This window comes from Moritella sp. 5 (assembly GCF_018219455.1).
GTDB lineage: Bacteria > Pseudomonadota > Gammaproteobacteria > Enterobacterales > Moritellaceae > Moritella.
This window is the reverse complement of sequence record NZ_CP056122.1, coordinates 2,339,443-2,356,947: the sequence shown is the minus strand read 5'-3', so window position 1 is coordinate 2,356,947 and position 17,505 is coordinate 2,339,443. Positions and strand designations below refer to the sequence as shown.

The 17,505-nt window shown below is 39.2% G+C and carries 14 protein-coding genes; 6 read left to right on the top strand and 8 right to left on the bottom strand.

Annotated features, from left to right (window positions below):
- Positions 1-197: 197 nt before the first annotated feature.
- The 3 genes from HWV01_RS10575 to HWV01_RS10565 are packed head-to-tail and all read left to right on the top strand — an operon-like array spanning position 198 to position 5,578.
- Positions 198-797, top strand: a complete 600-nt coding sequence (locus HWV01_RS10575; protein ID WP_211675361.1) for a hypothetical protein — start codon at positions 198-200, stop codon at positions 795-797.
- A 48-nt stretch (positions 798-845) separates the two neighbouring features.
- Positions 846-4,322, top strand: a complete 3,477-nt coding sequence (mfd, locus tag HWV01_RS10570) for a transcription-repair coupling factor (RefSeq protein WP_211675359.1) — start codon at positions 846-848, stop codon at positions 4,320-4,322.
- Positions 4,319-5,578 (top strand): CsiV family protein, encoded by a 1,260-nt coding sequence (locus tag HWV01_RS10565; protein ID WP_211675357.1) that lies wholly within the window; start codon positions 4,319-4,321, stop codon positions 5,576-5,578. Before mfd ends, HWV01_RS10565 begins: the two co-directional genes overlap by 4 nt.
- Positions 5,579-5,588: 10 nt before the next feature.
- Here HWV01_RS10565 and HWV01_RS10560 read toward each other — a convergent pair whose 3' ends face one another.
- From HWV01_RS10560 to HWV01_RS22370, 6 genes are read right to left on the bottom strand one after another with little or no spacing between them, the layout of a single operon-like run.
- Entirely contained in the window at positions 5,589-7,445 is a 1,857-nt protein-coding gene (locus HWV01_RS10560) for a sugar transferase (RefSeq protein WP_211675355.1), read from the bottom strand.
- A 3-nt stretch (positions 7,446-7,448) separates the two neighbouring features.
- Entirely contained in the window at positions 7,449-8,510 is a 1,062-nt protein-coding gene (locus tag HWV01_RS10555) for a glycosyltransferase (RefSeq protein ID WP_211675353.1), read from the bottom strand.
- Complete coding sequence (locus HWV01_RS10550) at positions 8,494-9,963, bottom strand: capsule biosynthesis protein (protein ID WP_211675351.1); 1,470 nt, start codon at positions 9,961-9,963, stop codon at positions 8,494-8,496. Before HWV01_RS10550 ends, HWV01_RS10555 begins: the two co-directional genes overlap by 17 nt.
- Before the next feature lie 2 nt (positions 9,964-9,965).
- Complete coding sequence (locus HWV01_RS10545; RefSeq protein ID WP_211675350.1) at positions 9,966-10,451, bottom strand: hypothetical protein; 486 nt, start codon at positions 10,449-10,451, stop codon at positions 9,966-9,968.
- Positions 10,452-10,472: 21 nt separating this feature from the next.
- Positions 10,473-11,666 (bottom strand): glycosyltransferase, encoded by a 1,194-nt coding sequence (locus HWV01_RS10540; protein WP_211675348.1) that lies wholly within the window; start codon positions 11,664-11,666, stop codon positions 10,473-10,475.
- The gene (locus HWV01_RS22370; RefSeq protein ID WP_249185521.1) at positions 11,663-12,367 is read right to left on the bottom strand and encodes an acyltransferase; all 705 of its coding nucleotides are present in this window, start codon (positions 12,365-12,367) and stop codon (positions 11,663-11,665) included. Before HWV01_RS22370 ends, HWV01_RS10540 begins: the two co-directional genes overlap by 4 nt.
- Before the next feature lie 194 nt (positions 12,368-12,561).
- Between HWV01_RS22370 and HWV01_RS10530 the strand changes: the two genes are divergently transcribed.
- The gene (locus HWV01_RS10530) at positions 12,562-13,512 is read left to right on the top strand and encodes a glycosyltransferase family 2 protein (protein WP_211675346.1); all 951 of its coding nucleotides are present in this window, start codon (positions 12,562-12,564) and stop codon (positions 13,510-13,512) included.
- 61 nt (positions 13,513-13,573) lie between these two features.
- Here HWV01_RS10530 and HWV01_RS10525 read toward each other — a convergent pair whose 3' ends face one another.
- Complete coding sequence (locus HWV01_RS10525; RefSeq protein ID WP_211675344.1) at positions 13,574-14,335, bottom strand: Nif3-like dinuclear metal center hexameric protein; 762 nt, start codon at positions 14,333-14,335, stop codon at positions 13,574-13,576.
- A gap of 76 nt (positions 14,336-14,411) precedes the next feature.
- Between HWV01_RS10525 and HWV01_RS10520 the strand changes: the two genes are divergently transcribed.
- On the top strand, positions 14,412-15,329 hold the full coding sequence (locus tag HWV01_RS10520) for a DUF1853 family protein (protein WP_211675338.1): 918 nt from the start codon (positions 14,412-14,414) through the stop codon (positions 15,327-15,329).
- Here HWV01_RS10520 and fabV read toward each other — a convergent pair.
- Positions 15,316-16,521 (bottom strand): enoyl-ACP reductase FabV, encoded by a 1,206-nt coding sequence (gene fabV, locus HWV01_RS10515; protein WP_211675337.1) that lies wholly within the window; start codon positions 16,519-16,521, stop codon positions 15,316-15,318. The genes HWV01_RS10520 and fabV overlap by 14 nt on opposite strands.
- A 266-nt stretch (positions 16,522-16,787) precedes the next feature.
- Between fabV and HWV01_RS10510 the strand changes: the two genes are divergently transcribed.
- Complete coding sequence (locus HWV01_RS10510) at positions 16,788-17,444, top strand: pyrimidine 5'-nucleotidase (RefSeq protein ID WP_211675335.1); 657 nt, start codon at positions 16,788-16,790, stop codon at positions 17,442-17,444.
- Positions 17,445-17,505: the final 61 nt, after the last annotated feature.

The following is a 17,505-nucleotide window of genomic DNA, read 5'->3' as shown; positions in this document are numbered from 1 at the left end:
GCTAAAAACTGTCTTTCATTCTAAAGACATGACCACTAATGAGCAAGTAAAATCACGTCTTCACACCAACTTGTGATCGATTAGTTATTCTGGTTTTAAAGCAGCGTCTTAAAGTGCAATACAATAAACTAAACAAGATAAATAGAAATAGATATGCCACAATAACAGGTTCGTAATCTCGAAAAGGATGACAGCAAGTGGCTCAACAATATTTTTCTATTCAGCATAGTTTATCTGTCAATATTGAACCTGTTTCTATTGATCAAGTCCCAACGTCTCGATTGGCGCTCGAAAACGAAATGCCAGTTCCATTTAAAATGGCCAATGACGTTGCCGAAATCGACAGTAATGCCTTACGCTCAATTCGAAACATCGGCGAACAAGCTGACGCACTTGCTGATTTTTTACAGATGCAAAATAATAAAATAAATTTGATCATGGGTTATGTTCTCGCACAACAAGATCACCCTGAATCTCGCTTTAACTCAACGATGTTTGGTGCGGGTGAAGTCAAGTTTCTAGCGCATACTGATTTAGCTCTAGAGCAAGCAGTACGTATTAAGATATTCTTACCTAATGACTCTTCGGCTATTTATTGCTATGGCGCTATCTCTGAACGTGAAGAACAACACTCTGCACGTGATGAGCTAGACACAGATGATAGCCTCATTGAATATACCGCATCATATACTAGGATCCGTGATATCGACCGAGAAATATTAATCCGTGCGACGTTGCGAATTCAGCAGTTGCAGCTTAAACAACGTGCCGAGCTACGCCAAGAAAATGGTCAATAAATAGACTAAAACACAATCCCTAACAATTCGATTAGATTACTGATAACTATGAAATCAACAGCTATTCTTTCTTTACCATTACCGAAAAAACAAGGCGATAAAATCGCCTACGGTAACCTTGTTGGCAGTAGCCTCGCATTCACACTTGCAGAGCTCTGTTCACAAACAAATACCCCTATCCTTGCGGTTGTTGCAGATACCCCAAGTGCCTTAAAACTTGAACAAGAAGTACGCCATTTTTTAGCGGATGATAAACCCTTAATCACCTTCCCTGATTGGGAGACATTACCCTATGATAACTTTTCGCCACACCAAGATATTATTTCGCAACGTATTCATGCCCTGCACCGTTTTCAGCAGACTACCAGTGGGCTAATCATTGTATCGGTTAATACTTTGATGCAACGTATCGCTCCGGTCAGTTTTTTAGCCCAACATAGCTTGATCGTCAAAACTGGCGACAAAATTGATATGCATGCGATGCGCCAACGTTTAGAAACCAGTGGTTACAATGCTGTTGAACAAGTATTAGAGCACGGTGAATTTTCTGCGCGCGGTTCGATTCTTGATCTGTATCCGATGGGCAGTAATTCACCGTTTCGAATCGACTTTTTTGATGATGAAGTCGAAGAGATTCGTGGTTTTAACACCGAGACTCAGCGTTCAGAGGGTACCCTTAAAGCCATTAATTTATTACCTGCACACGAATTTCCAACAGATGATAAAGCGATTGAATTATTCCGCCAGCAGTTTAGAGCATTGTTTACGCCATCTCGTGAAGCTGAATCCATTTATCAGCAAGTAAGCAAAGGTTTCTTACCAACAGGTATTGAGTATTATCACCCGTTGTTCTTAACTGAAACTGCCACGTTATTTGATTATTTACCTAAACAACTTACGATTGCGCAAGTAGGTGAATTACATCAAGCATCAGAAGTGTTCTTCCAAGACGTTGAAAAACGCTACGAAGACCGCCGCCATGATATTCAACGCCCATTACTTACGCCAAGCTCACTTTATTTACCTGTTGCAGAACTATTCCAAGCACTTGGCCAGTACAGTAAAATAAGCTTAAGCAATAAATTTCTGAATGAAAAAGCAGGTAATACCAACTTAAGCTTTAGCACTTTACCTGAAATATCAGTTAACCATCAGAAAAAAGCCCCGCTTGCGCCGTTGCTTGAATTTATCGAAGGGTTTGACGGTAAAATAATTTTCAGTGTTGAATCTGAAGGTCGCCGTGAAACGCTATTAGATCTACTTGGAAAAACCAAGCTAAAGCCTAAAGCAATCACCAGTATAGCCAAATTTTTGAAAGCGAAACCTACGGTTGGTATTTGGGTAAGTCAGTGTGTAAACAGCTTTATTATTGACGATCTAAATGTCGCTATCATTTGTGAAAATGAACTGCTTGGTCACAAGATCATCCAGCGCCGTCGTACCGATAAAAAAATACAAGCAAACAACGATGCGCTAGTACGAAACCTCACTGAGTTAAGTATTGGTCAACCGGTTGTGCATATCTCACATGGTGTCGGTCGTTATCTCGGCCTGCAGATTATTGCTAATGCAGGGATGGAAACCGAGTTTTTAACCCTTGAATATGCCAATGCAGCAAAACTCTATGTACCGGTTTCTGCACTGCACCTTATCAGCCGTTATAGCGGTGCCGGAGAAGCGTCAGCACCACTACATAAACTAGGCAGCGATAGCTGGGTAAAATCCAAAACCAAAGCAATGGAGCGTGTTCGAGACGTTGCTGCAGAATTACTGGATATCTACGCACAGCGCGCCGCTAAGAGTGGTTTTCAATATAAATGCGACAAAGAATCATATGCTGCCTTTGCCGATGGATTCCCGTTTGAAGAAACAGACGATCAGAAAACGGCGATTCAAGCCGTGCTAGATGATATGCGCCAAGACAAAACGATGGATCGTCTTGTATGCGGTGACGTGGGGTTTGGCAAAACAGAAGTAGCAATGCGCGCCGCCTTCATGGCAATGATGAACGACAAACAAGTCGCCGTACTGGTACCGACCACCTTACTTGCTCAGCAGCATTTCGAAAACTTCAAAGATCGTTTTGCTAACTGGCCTGTACGTGTCGAAGTTATCTCTCGTTTTAAAACAGCTAAAGATCAAAAGCTGATTTTAGCTGATGTAAAAGCCGGTAAAGTTGATTTACTGATTGGTACGCACAAGTTACTCAGTAATAAAATTGAGTTTGCCGAGCTTGGTTTACTTATTATTGACGAAGAACATCGCTTTGGTGTGCGTCAAAAAGAAAAAGTAAAAGCGCTACGTGCCGACATTGATATTTTAACGCTTACCGCAACGCCAATTCCAAGAACACTGAATATGGCCATGAATGGCATGCGTGATTTATCTATCATAGCAACACCGCCAGCAAAGCGTTTGGCCGTTAAAACATTTGTCCGCCAGTACGACGACAATGTGGTAAAAGAAGCAATCATGCGTGAGATCATGCGTGGTGGTCAGGTTTATTTCTTGCATAACAATGTCGACTCAATAGATAAAACAGCTGAAGCATTGGCGTTACTCCTACCGGAAGCGCGTATTGTTACGGCTCACGGGCAAATGGCAGAACGTGAATTAGAATCCGTTATGGCTGATTTCTATCATCAACGTTTCAATGTGTTGGTATGTACAACCATTATCGAAACGGGTATCGACATCCCTACTGCCAATACAATTATTATGGATCGTGCAGATCATCTCGGTTTAGCACAACTTCATCAATTACGTGGTCGTGTTGGTCGTTCTCATCACCAAGCCTATGCCTACTTATTAACGCCGCACCCTAAACGCATCACCAGTGATGCTAAAAAACGTCTTGAGGCTATCGCATCATTAGAAGATCTTGGCGCAGGTTTCACCTTGGCAACGCACGATCTTGAAATCCGTGGCGCTGGTGAACTATTAGGTGATGAGCAAAGCGGTCAAATAACCTCTGTTGGTTTCTCCTTGTATATGGAAATGCTCGACCAGGCAGTGAAAAGCATCAAAGAAGGTAAATCAGTTTCGCTTGAAGATGCCCTTAAAAATCAAACCGAAATTGAACTACGTGTGCCAGCCCTATTACCGAATGATTACATTCATGACGTTAATATGCGTTTATCTCTGTATAAACGTATCGCAAGTTGTCAAAGTGAAGAGCAGTTACGTGAAGTTCAAGTTGAACTCATTGATCGTTTTGGTTTATTACCTGACAATGCTAAAAACTTGATCCGTCAAACCGAGTTAAAATTACAAGCAGAGCCTTTAGGTATTAAACGACTTGAAATAGGCCCCGCTGGTGGCTATATTAGCTTTGGGGAAGATAATCAGGTTGATGTAGGTTATCTTATCCGTCTAATCCAGCAACAACCTCGTGTGTATAGCATGGATGGACCATCAAAATTGAAGTTTGCAATCAAATCACCGGATGCAAAAGATCGTGTTAAATTAGTAGAAGCAATGCTAGTTGAATTTGCAAAAAATAAGATTGCAGGAGTTAAACGTTGAAAAAATCGTTAATCAGTTTATTAGTTGGTTTATCTGTTGGTAGTTCATTTACAGTAAATGCCGCTGAAGAAGACCGTTGGTTCGAAGTAGAAGTTATTTTATTCGAACGGAATGTCAACCCAGATAAAGTGATAGAACATTGGGATCAAGCCGTATATCCAACTTATTCTAAACAGAATAAAGACCCGATGTCATTGTTCATTAACAATGACAATTTGATCACACCATATGGCGATGCGAATACACAAGCTTTCGCGAACGATACAATAACAGCAGGCTTACAGCCTACGCTTATCGACGATAGCGATACGTTGCCTATATACGGTGAAGATAGCGGCCAGCAGGCTGTCGCTAAAACAAATATAAACAGCGACATAATTAAATCGACGCATGTTGTCATTGATGGTGCAAATTTAAAAGGTAACGTCAAAGACCCAGCCTTACAAATTGTGCCAGCAAGTGAATTGCAACTTAATACCCAATTTTCAGCACTGAACAATCATGCTAATTACAATGTTGTTTTGCATTCAGCATGGCGTATGCAACCTCAAACACGAAAAGACGCAATACCAATTCGTCTGTTCGCGGGTCAAAATTACCAGCAACAATATCAGTTGAATGGTAATGCTATAATCCAGAGCCTCACACCAACAGCCATTACTGCCAATGTAAGCACGATGACCGATGAGTCAAATGTAATCGATTTAGATAATGCAGCGACCATCAATGATGGCGTTATCATTCAAACAGGCGGCGTTGAAACGATTACCCCCTCTGTTACACCAGTAGAACCGACAACTCCTGTTTGGAAGATTGATGGTGAATTAACGATATACCTAGAACATTATCTTTATGCAAAAACAAACTTGTTTGTACGTAAAGAAGGTACTAAAGTTATTCCTGCAACTCAGGTTGAAGGTGTAAAAACGACTGAAAAAGTAACAACGAACGCTGAAGATGTCGATTTATTGAAACTACTCGATATTCATTTAGAACCTAAGCAAGCAAAGCACAACGAAATAGCCTTGACAGATAAAAAAATTAAAATCAATGATGATGCATCACTTGGCGAAGCCGTTAACAATGTACAACCACGTGATAAAACGGTGCCTTTCTTAAATAGCTATCCAATGCAACAATTACGCGTGATCCGCAGTGGCGAAATTCACTACCTTGATCACCCTATGTTTGGCATGCTAATTCAAATCAGAAAGTATGAGCCACCAGCACCTGAAAAAACAGAAGCGGTCCAATAAGGTAACGTTCTCAGTGACCTTTGGACCTAACCATCGTTAAAAAGGTTTTTAATATAATAATCGTATCTGCTTTAAGCCAGCGACTAAAACTCGTTAGGTTTAAAGCATATGTATGATCCCAATAGAGCTTATTTTGCACATCTTCTATGCAAGTATCTGCACCTTGGGATATTTGTGCTAACCCGGTTATACCCGGTCTAACACCGTGAGTACGCTCTAAATAATACGGAATTTTTTCTTCTAATTTACCACAAAAAATAGGCCGCTCAGGTCTTGGTCCTACAATCGCCATGTCGCCAAGTATCACATTCACCAGCTGCGGTAGCTCATCTATCCTCGTTTTACGTAAGAATCGACCTACAGACGTAGCTCTCTCATCTTGTTCTTGTGCCCAGACAGGACCTGATTTCGATTCTGATTCTAGCGCCATCGTTCTAAATTTAATGAGCATAAATACTTCTACATATTCATAACGAATTTCACCGACGCGTAATTGACGATAAAAAACAGGCCCTTTAGAGTTCAATTTAATGGCGAGTGCTATAAATGGCACAAAAGGGGCGATAATACACAATGCAACTATCGATATGAGCATGTCAGAAATTCGTTTAGGAATAACCACGCTTTTTTTCTGAAAATCATTGGTATTCTCCTGCTCGCTATTAATTTTAACCCAAGCCCCTCGCTCTAAACCAAAGATATAACGAATTCCACCATAAAAACTAGCCATATAACCTACTGCTATATAATAAAGTGATGCCCAAGGTTGACGAACAGGCGCGATATCAAACAGCAAACCCACAGCCGAACCACCATACAAACAGCATTGACTAAAGCATAAGAACCAAGCTACGTTGGCAACAATGACATATTCACTATTTGTTAGAAAGAATGTAAAAACAAATAAAACCAATAAATTAAATGGCATTAACGTCCGTAAGAATTTACCACTAAAAAAGTTAAACCCCGTCAGTCCATGCCCTGATGATAATAAACTACTAAGTCTAAGTACTTGTTGAACATTACCAGCGCCAATGCGGGTACGTCGCGAAAAATCATCAGACTCACTTGTTGCCTCCATTTCAATAATCGAAATGCGTTCATCCAATACAGCCCTATATCCACGACTTACTAATAACATAGGGAAGACAAAGTCATCATTGATGGTATCAAACGGGATCTCTTCAAATAACCTAGCTTTAATTGCGTATAAGGCACCAGGAGGTCCAATAATTGACCCCGTTACACTTTCTGCTTTACGAATATTTCGTTGGTACTTCCAATAATGAGTTTCACCTTTCGAACCATCCTCATATAGCTGATAGTCACCCGTTACAATCCCAACATCGTCTTCAGCCATCCGATAAGCAAATATCTGCATCGCATCAATGGAAATTAATGCACTCACATCACTCAAAACTAAAATATCGGACTTTGCTTTATATTGCCTTAATAGTTTATTGATTACATAAACCTTGCCATGATTTTCTTCGTGCACATCTAATTCAATCTGTATGTTATGCAATTCAAACTGATCTAAATATTGTTCCGCAACTTGCAAAGAATTATCTGAACAACCATCAAACCCGAGCACAACAAGCAATTTATCGGCCGGATAATCAAGCATAAGTAGATTCGTCAGCTTGTCGCCTAAGTATTTAGCTTCGTTATAGACTGGCATAACGATCGTTATTATAGGAAGTCCATTATCAACATCATTTGAAACATATTTTCGTGATTTAAATGTGTCATTTTTTTTCCCTCTCACCTTACACTTTGCGTATAATTGCAAAATTTTAGGGTAAGCCCAATGATGGTAAATGAATAAGTTAATCGATAATATTGCACCAAACAGAAGCCAATCCATAGGCTACTCCTCAATAAGCTTGTTATAAGCTTTGATCATCTTTTTAATATCAAAATTTTGCGTAATAAAATCACGAGGTTGATACTCACTACGCTGCTTTATCTGTGCTTTTATTGCAATATGAAATTCATTAACAGAATGGCGTTTAATTAATCGACCCGTTTGCTTGCATACACCCTCATGTACACCGCCAACATCGCTACAAACGACAGGAACATTACACGACTGAGCTTCTAATATTGACAAAGGTAGTCCTTCATTTGACGAAGTAAGTACGAATAAGTCTAACTGATGATAAAAACTAACCATATCATCTGTATAGCCAATGAATTTAACTTTAGTTGACAAGCCTAATTCCTGCACTAAATTAACAAGGTTATGCTTTTCAGGGCCATCGCCAGCAATATATAGTTCCGCATTAGGAATATCCGCGATAGCTTGAATTAATACGTCCAAGGATTTTTCAGTGACAAGCCTTGCTGCGCAACCAATTTTGAAAACACGGGTGTTATTTTTATAACGTTTATGATTTAGGCTCGGTAAAAATCTTTCTGTATCAATGCCATTTAAGATCGTGACAGGATTAACATTACTGCCAAGCATTTCAGATAGCTTTATTCCAACCGTTGACGCATCGGCAACTAACGTGATTCGACTTAACCGCAACATTAACTTTGTCATCTGTAACTGCTTATTATCAAGCAAATGCCACGTATCATGTTCTGTATGAATATGCTGTATGTTGGTTGATTTTAGTGTTGCCATACAACCATAAAGCAAAGGACCAATATGATGAGTGTGTATAACATCAGCCTCTAATTTCCTTAATATTTTACGCAGTCGCCTTACCGTCGAGAGTGTAAACCCCGGTTTCTTGTCCAAAAAAACTAATCGTTCTTGATACCGTTTCAATGCAGGCCAGAGCGCTAAACAAGCCGACTTATCCCCCTCTAACGCTACGATGTAAACCCTAACATCTGAATCTTGTAATCGCATGATATCAATCACTAACTTTTCAATACCACCCGGTTTTAGATGTTGAATAATTTCAACCATGATTTTCATTATCAACATCCTTTTCATAATCAATCGAAGGTAATCGTACGATAATGTCAATACCATCAAACAAGCTGATTTTTCTTATGTGCCATAACGTGTCGTCTAATAACTCGACTATAACCGCCAAACCAATACCACCACCGATACCACTAAATAGACCAATAATAATGTATACGAACAGAGATAAATTAGAGGGATAACCTGGCGTAAAAGGCCTATCAATTACTTTAATTTTTTCAGGTTCTTCATGACGACCTAGCTCACCAGTCACTTTTGCCATCTCGTGACGGTTTAACAAATCATGATATAATTTGGTGTTAACGGTCAGATCACGCTTTAGAGCACTCAGCTCTTTCGCCACATCCGCTTCCATCGCGACGTTACTTGTTAAATGCTCCGATTGTTGTCGTAACATTGCAACTTCATTTTCTAATTGTATAACGCGCGATTGAGCGGCTTGCAGATTCTCTAACTGAGATAATAACAATGACGGAACTTTACTTTCACCATTCCCGTTCTCAGCAACAGAAACCAAATTCCATAGCTGTTCTAACTGTTCATCTGTTAATGCCACGTTTTTGCTTAGTAATTTATTTTGCTCATTTCTTAAATTATTTAACTGCAATTCAACAGATTGAACTTTAGAGTGGCTACGGGTGTAACTTGCTTTTAAGAGTGACAGTTTTGCTTCTGCTGTTACGATTTGCTCTTCAACTACACCGATCACGGGATTCGTTTGCGCCAATTTAAGCTTTAGGCTATTCAACTGACCATAAGCGCCTGACAATTCAATATCTTTCTCTCTAATTTCACTGTAAATAGAAAATAGCGTCTGATTATTTTGAATAAATAACTCAGGTAAAACTCCGATATGTTTACGACGAAAAGAAGCCATTTTTTCCTCTGCTACGACCAACTTATCACGCCTTAACTCTAGCTGTGCAAGTAGAAATTCCTCTGATGAAATAATTGATGCTCTACTGGGTGCCATTAAACTATCAATAAACAATTGACTAACAGAGCTCAAAATCGATTCCATTTTATTTGGATCATCCCAACTCAAAGAGATAATCACCAGATCTGTGCCAGATAGCGTTAATAGGATTGCATCTGACAGTTGTTCAACAATTAAGTCTCTTTCTCGATAACTGCTGCTGGTATTGATTAACTCATTTTGCTTAGCAACGGTTAATAATATGTGCCGGCTATGTACTAACACGCGTAAAGCCACGATCCTTTGTTCAAGATTAAATGATACTGATAAGTCTTCTAAAAATGGATTAAGCAATGCACTTTCCTGAACTAATATCGATGTGTGTGCATCGTATCGTTTATCCGTGACAACACTCATGAAGGATGCACTCAGCATTGCGATTACAATAGAAACACCAAGGTAATAACGTCGGCGCCACATCGTCTCGATAAATCGATAAATATTACCCCATACAATAATACCCATATTTACAGCCTAGAGTTCTCAACTAAATCCGTTTTTTTATCAGTAGCTATACGTGTTGTTTGGACAATATTTTCTTTAACCACTACAGAGTCCTCAGCCAATGTCGGATCATAATTAACCTGAAGTATTACCTGATTTTTAGCTAAGGCTTGACTAACTGCTTGCACACGTTTATGTCCGATAAACAAACCTGTATAGTCATTTTCGGCTTTTGCTTTACCATAACTAATGATCGCGCCGTGCTGCCAGTCATAAAGGTAAAGTAACTGATTCCGCTGCTCTCTGCTTAACTCTACTTGCTTGTATTCGAAAATAAAATTTAGTTTTCTCGGTTCTATTACTGCCGATTTACCACGTTCTGATAGCGATGCTATCCCAATCATTGCCATTGGAATAACCGTTGGCGAATTCGCACATCCGAACTGCGATATTAACGTGACGAATAGCAACGCTGTTCCTCTATATTTATTCTGGATAAGTCCTTTCATAACGTACTCCCAAGACCATTGTTAATTACATGCAATGTTGTCTTTATCTGTTAGTTTCTGCATTAATAACGCCGAAACATAATCACACCTCGCTTCCCAAGTTGAGCTTTCAACCATTTTCCGAGATTCGTCTTTAAGCTGTTTAAGCTCTGTCTGCGATAAAATTAATGCTGTATTTAACTGCTCTAGCATCTGTTGCTGATTATCTGCAATATAAATACATTCTGAAAATTCCATAACTGCTGGATATTTAGTGCTTAGTATTGGGTGTCCAATGGCTAAATATTCTCTTAATTTTAAAGGATTACATGCTCGAATCTGTTCATTATTAACGAATGGGATTAATGATACTTGCCAATTAGCTGCATATTTAATCAACTCTTTATGAGGCATATCCACCAAATGGACAATATTTTCATACTCAAACATTGGACAATCATCGATCTCAATTCTCCCAATAAATAGAAATGTAATATCGGGTCGAGCACGCGCGAGGAACGTTATTAATTCAAAATTTAACCAACGGGTAATACTGCCATAATAGCCTACGACAAGATCGGAGTCAGGATAATGATTCGGACGTTTATACTCTGATGAAAAGTGCTTTAAATCAACGCCGTGTGGTAACAAGTAGGTTTTATGCTGAGGAAATTGACGGGCGATATTGTCACTTGCGGCAAAGATAATATCCGCACATTTTACTAGTTCAACCTCTTCAAAATTAACTTTTTTATGATCAACACCGTGCAACGCACTAAAGTCATCACCAACATAATAAACGACAATATCTTCTTCTAATGCATCGATAACACAACGCCCCGTCGGTAATGATAACCATAAAATACGCGATAAATTCTTATCCGTTACATGCCGATCCAACAGTGCACGAATTTGATACGTTAATAACAAACGATTAATCACATAAGCGATATGACTTCCAGGCCAAGGTAATGCGATTGGAGCAAGGATTTCTAACGGCTTCATCTCAACATTCGAAAGCATTTTATTCTGGTTAAAATCATTCGCATAGGCATTCTTCAGTTGTTTTAGTTTTTCAATAATACGTTTACCATCCGTTAACTTAGGACGTCTCAAACCTATTGAGTTAACCCAGTATACCTGATGTTTACGCGTCATTGATTTCATCAAATGCTGTGTACTGCTTGGGTGGCGTCCCCAGTCTTCACCAAGTACAATCCATTGCCAGTTGTTCATAATGATTTAATTACCTTAGCTGGTATGCCGCCAGCAAGTACACTTGAGGGTAAATCTTTGGTCACTATGCTGCCTGCAGCAACGATTGTGCCTTCTCCAATAGTAACCCCAGCCATAACACTGACACCCGTCGCTAACCAAACATCACGCTTTAAAACAATGTCGCCGACTTGATGTTCATGATCTGGTAACCCCGCAGCGCGCTCTTTTACATCAATAGGGTGGCCAGGGTAACCAGCCAAAAAAACCCGTCCTGCTAGCCTTACATTATCTTCAATCACAATATTCCCACCTACCGCAATATTATTTTGCCAGTTTATATCGACATTGTTTCCGATTATTAGACGAGATGGCCGCCCGTCCATACTTCGTCCACTTAATGTTGAAATACCAGATACACGGCAATTGTCGCCCATTTCAATAGTTAAATGTCCTAATACCAATGGCATTCCTGAATATAGGTATAAGTTACTCGGTCTTGTTACTAAGCGACTTTTAAATAAAGGGGTCCAATATAAAATCCGAAAAATATTTGCGAATAAGTGGGTAATAAGGAGGTGTATTCGAAGCATACAAGGATGAATAAAAGGAATAACGGGTATAGAAAAATGCATCAGTTCACGAATACAACGATGGCACGCTTTAGCTATCGCACTCTCGTCATTTTTTAGCCATAGCTTTATTGATCCAAGCATATCCATATAAGAGCTGTCCTTGTAACCGTTAACTATGTATCAAGACTAGACTATATAAAAACAATAGATTAAATATGCTTAAAAATGATCTATATTAAAAAGTACAAAATTAAAACACAGGTCAGCCGTAATTAATTAAATCGACTAAGCTATCTATTAATGCAAAAGGATTTGTAACTTATAGATCAGTAGGGGTGAATATGAAACCAACAGTGAGTGTCATTATTCCAAACAAAAATTGTCTTCCCTCTCTACCTCAAGCAATCGAGAGTATTTGGCAACAAAATATAGATAATATAGAAGTCATCATTGTTGACGATGGTTCAACCGATGGTAGTTGGAAATGGATTTGCCAGCTCTGCCGAAAACACAATAATATTATCGCCTTAAAATTAAATGGAGAAGGTACATCGACTGCTAGAAACCATGCGGTTCGGGTGGCAAGTGGTACATATATTGCCTTTCTTGATGCCGATAAATACTGGTATAAAAACAAACTACAACAACAAATTAAGTTTATGAAAGAAAAACCACAACTTGGTATTTGCTTTACTAACTGTGAATTAATGAATGATAAAAGTGAAGTAACTCACGATAGCTTTACCCATAGTGATTATTTTAAACAACAAATAGTTCAACATAGCGCGGATGCATTTGTCATCCCTAAAGGTGCTGCCGCGATCTTCTCCGAAAACATCATTGGCACATCGACTGTACTTGTTAGACGGGATTTATATTTAGCACTAGACGGTTTTGATCATAATATAAAGCTGGTATCAGATTGGGACTTGTGGTTAAAAATAGCATTACACACTGCAATCGGTTGTATTAAGAAACCATTAGCAGCTTGCCTACGCAAAAAGACCATTATAACTAATCGAATTAAGCAGTTAAAAGCTGTTGAACAGGTTATCAGGCGCTACGAAAGAAAAATTAAAACCATTGACCCTTATGCGGTACGCTCTGCTCATGCACATTTATCAGAATCGTACGCAGAATATTACCGCCAAGTAGCGCGTCCAACTCAAGCATTGGCCTGTGATATCAAGGCTCTGTGTGAACAACCTGCATCACGCCGTTTTCGGAATATCCTCACCGATTTAAAATTGACTATCCAGATGTCCGGGTATGACCACAATCTAAATATGTAGTTTATACATGCATAAAAGGCTTACTCAGCAACATATTTTGTTAATGAGTAAGCCAATTTAATTACACCGGATTATCAATATCAATAAAAGTTACGTCCAAACCTTTTTCTTCTGCTAACCATTCACCTAACGCTTTAACACCATAACGTTCTGTTGCGTGATGACCCGCAGCAAAAAAACTTATACCGGCTTCACGAGCCAAATGAATGGTCTGTTCGGACGCTTCACCACTGATAAATGCATCAATTCCCTGTTCAATTGCTAATTCAATATAACTTTGACCACCGCCAGTACACCAAGCCACCGATTTAATTGGCTTACCCGCATCAACAACCAACGGAGAACGGTTAAGTTGAGTTTCAATACGTTGAGTGAGTTCTTCAGTTGAGATCTCATCTTCGAATTTACCCACTAAAGCAACACTCGCTTTATCCCACGGTTCCAGACCACGACGAACCGTAATACCTAATAGCTTAGCTAATTCAACATTGTTACCCAATTCAGGGTGTATATCTAGCGGCAGGTGATAAGCATACAAGTTAATATCATGCTTGATCAGCGTTTTAATGCGATTATATTTAATCCCCGTAATCGCTGGTGATTCATTTTTCCAAAAATAGCCATGATGCACTAAAATTGCATCTGCTTGCTGCTCTACTGCAGCGTCAATTAATGCTTGAGATGCTGTGACACCCGTGATCACTTTAGTCACGGTGTCTTTACCCTGAACCTGCATACCGTTAACGGTAAAATCACGAACACGATGTGGCTGCATAAAGTCAGTTAAAATATTTTCAAGTTTTTTATTATTGAGTGAGGCCATGCCCGCTCCTCGTTATTTGTTGAATCCTAATCTAAGGTTATATGTATACGTTAAGTTGGAGCTTGAAGCAAATAACATGCCGATAGAAAGTGTTTTAGACACCTATAACTATAATTTTAACCATCCGATAGTACGTGATCTAGCATGGTCGATTGCAAGTCCTCCAATGATTAACTTAAATAGCAACGCCCTTGTTTCAACAGATTGGTTAGCTCAGCAATACACAGACTACTTACCGCGGCTCTTTGCTTTAGATGTCGACCCTGCGCCATTACTCAATTTTATACGACCAGCTACAAGGTTGGGTTTATATTTTGAACAACTTTGGCACTTCTTTTTTATCGATAATCCAAACTTTGAGGTGCTACTCGCTAATACGCAAGTGCGTGATGATCACTTTACCTATGGAGAATTTGATTTTATTGTCAAAGACAACACCACTAATCAAGTCACTCACTTTGAAGTCGCAGTAAAATTTTATCTTGGATACCCTAGCACAAATAATGAACCACCATTATGGTATGGCGCGAACATGAAAGATCGTTTCGATATTAAATTTAACCATATGCTAGAACACCAGATTAAGTTAGGTCGACAAGAAGCAGCACAAGGAGTATTACGCGAACACAATATCAATATTGATGATGAAAAAATAATACTCAAAGGCCGTTTATACCAAGCACACCCAGCTCTTGAGCTAACAAAGCAGTTATTACCGAATAGCTGTAATTGGCGTTGGATAACACATCATTATTTTAAGAAAGAGTGCATACATCACCGTTGGTATCAAATAATGAAGCCAAATTACCTTGCAACACGGGCCAAGACCGAACTTGATATTTATCAACACCAAACAATGGGCGAAAAAAAACCGCTACAGCTCCTAAGATATAATAATCAAAAAGAAGCAGAGCGGTTAATACTTGTTCCCGATGAATGGCTAGCTAAAATTAAGCTAGACCGTTCAAAACAGGCTAAGATTAGTCAAGTGTAATTGGAGCAAAATCAACAATCGGATTAACGTCAGCATCATAATCAACGCCTTCGATACCAAAGCCAAACAATGCTAAAAACTCATCTTTGTAATACTGATAATCAGTTGTTTCAAACAAGTTCTCATCGGTCACTTCGTCCCATAGCTTCACGCAAGTAGCTTGAATATCTTCACGAAGTTCCCAATCATCCATGCGTAGACGATTTTCCTCGTCTAATTTAGCGTTGCTAAGACCTTGTGGGTAAAGTGAACCACGGAATAGACGTGAAATTTGCTCTAAACAACCTTCATGTAAACCATGTTCTTTCATCACACGGAATGCCATTGCGATATAAAGCGGCATAACTGGAATTGCAGCACTTGCTTGTGTGACTACACTCTTAAGTACAGCTACGTTTGCACTGCCACCTTTTACTTTTAGGTCCGCATCGATCGCATGAGCAGCACGATCAAGATCTTGCTTTGCCTTGCCTAAGGCACCATCCCAATAGATCGGCCATGTAATTTCTGTACCGATATAGCTATAAGCAACGGTTTTACATCCTTCAGCTAATACACCGGCATCAGATAATGCAGACATCCATAGTTCCCAATCTTCACCACCCATAACGGTAATGGTATCTTTGATCTCTTGCTCTGTTGCAGGTTCAACACTTGCTTCAAATATTTTATTTTTATTGGTATCAACCGCTTTCGCTGTATACGTTTCACCAATAGGTTTCAAGCAAGAACGTACAACTTCACCAGTGCTTGGTAACTTACGTACTGGTGATGCCAATGAATAAACAACGAGGTCAATTTGACCTAGATCTTCTTTAATTAGGTTAATTGCAGTTTGTTTTGCTTTGTCAGAAAATGCATCGCCATTAATGCTCTTTGCATATAGGCCTTCTTCTGCTGCATATTTTTCAAATGAAGCACTGTTATACCAACCTGCTGTACCCGGCTTTCTCTCTGTTGCCGGTTTTTCGAAAAACACACCAATAGTAGAAGCGCCACCACCGAATGCAGCAGTAATACGAGACGAAAGCCCGTAACCACTTGATGAGCCAACTACCAGAACACGTTTTGGTGCATTTTCAATGACACCTTGCTCTTTATTATACTGTATCTGTTCTTTAACATTCAAATCACAACCAGTAGGGTGAGTTGTGGTACAGATGAAACCGCGAGTTTTTGGTTTAATAATCATATTATCTTCACAATGTTGAGACACAGTAGATAGGATAAAAGTTTCTGAAAAATTAAGCACCTATTTTTTAACGTTTTTCATCTGGTTGGAGTTCTAACCACAAAAATAAGACGCTATTTAAGCAAACAAAATAGGATACATTTGCATTATTGTACTTTTACACTAATATTGCAGCCTTATAATGCGTACTGCTCATTCAGATTTATCATCACACACAAAATGCACGATTAATGCGTTGAGCAGCGTAAAAAATTGAGAAGAGTAATATGCAAAAAATTAACCAAGCCAATACTTACTTGTTCGATCTTGATGACACGCTTTATTGCCCTTCGTTAGGCATATTAAAGCAGGTCGAATCACGAATGCACCAGTTTATAGCTAACGCACTGTCTCTACCACTTCCAGAGGCCACTCTTTTATCTAACCAATATTACAGACAATATGGCGGTACAGTAAAAGGGTTAATCAAGCACCATCATGTGAATCGTGATGATTTCATCCATTATTGCCACGACATCAATATGACGACGCTGAAAGCACAGCCCAATTTAGGGCAACAAATCGGTCAATTGGCTGGTCGTAAAATAATTTATACGAACTCACCAAAACATTACGCGACTAAAATTCTAACGGAATTAGCGTTAATCGACTGCTTTGATGATATTTTTTCATTAGAAGACGCAAATTATGAGCTAAAACCACACAATTCAAGCTATCAAACACTTTGTGATACACACGCGATTGATCGCCATAACACGGTCTTCTTTGATGACCAACTTCGCAACCTAAAACCAGCCAAAACCCTTGGTATGACTACGGTTTGGCTGTCTGGTTCAGAGCAAGTTGTGACGAATATAGATTACAAAGCCGATTATGAAGCAAATAATTTAACTCAGTTTTTCAACCTGTTACAAGCAAGCTAAATATATATTGCCGCTTTTAATCGCAAAAGACGTTGTAAGTGGCTATAATCCGCCCTCAGTA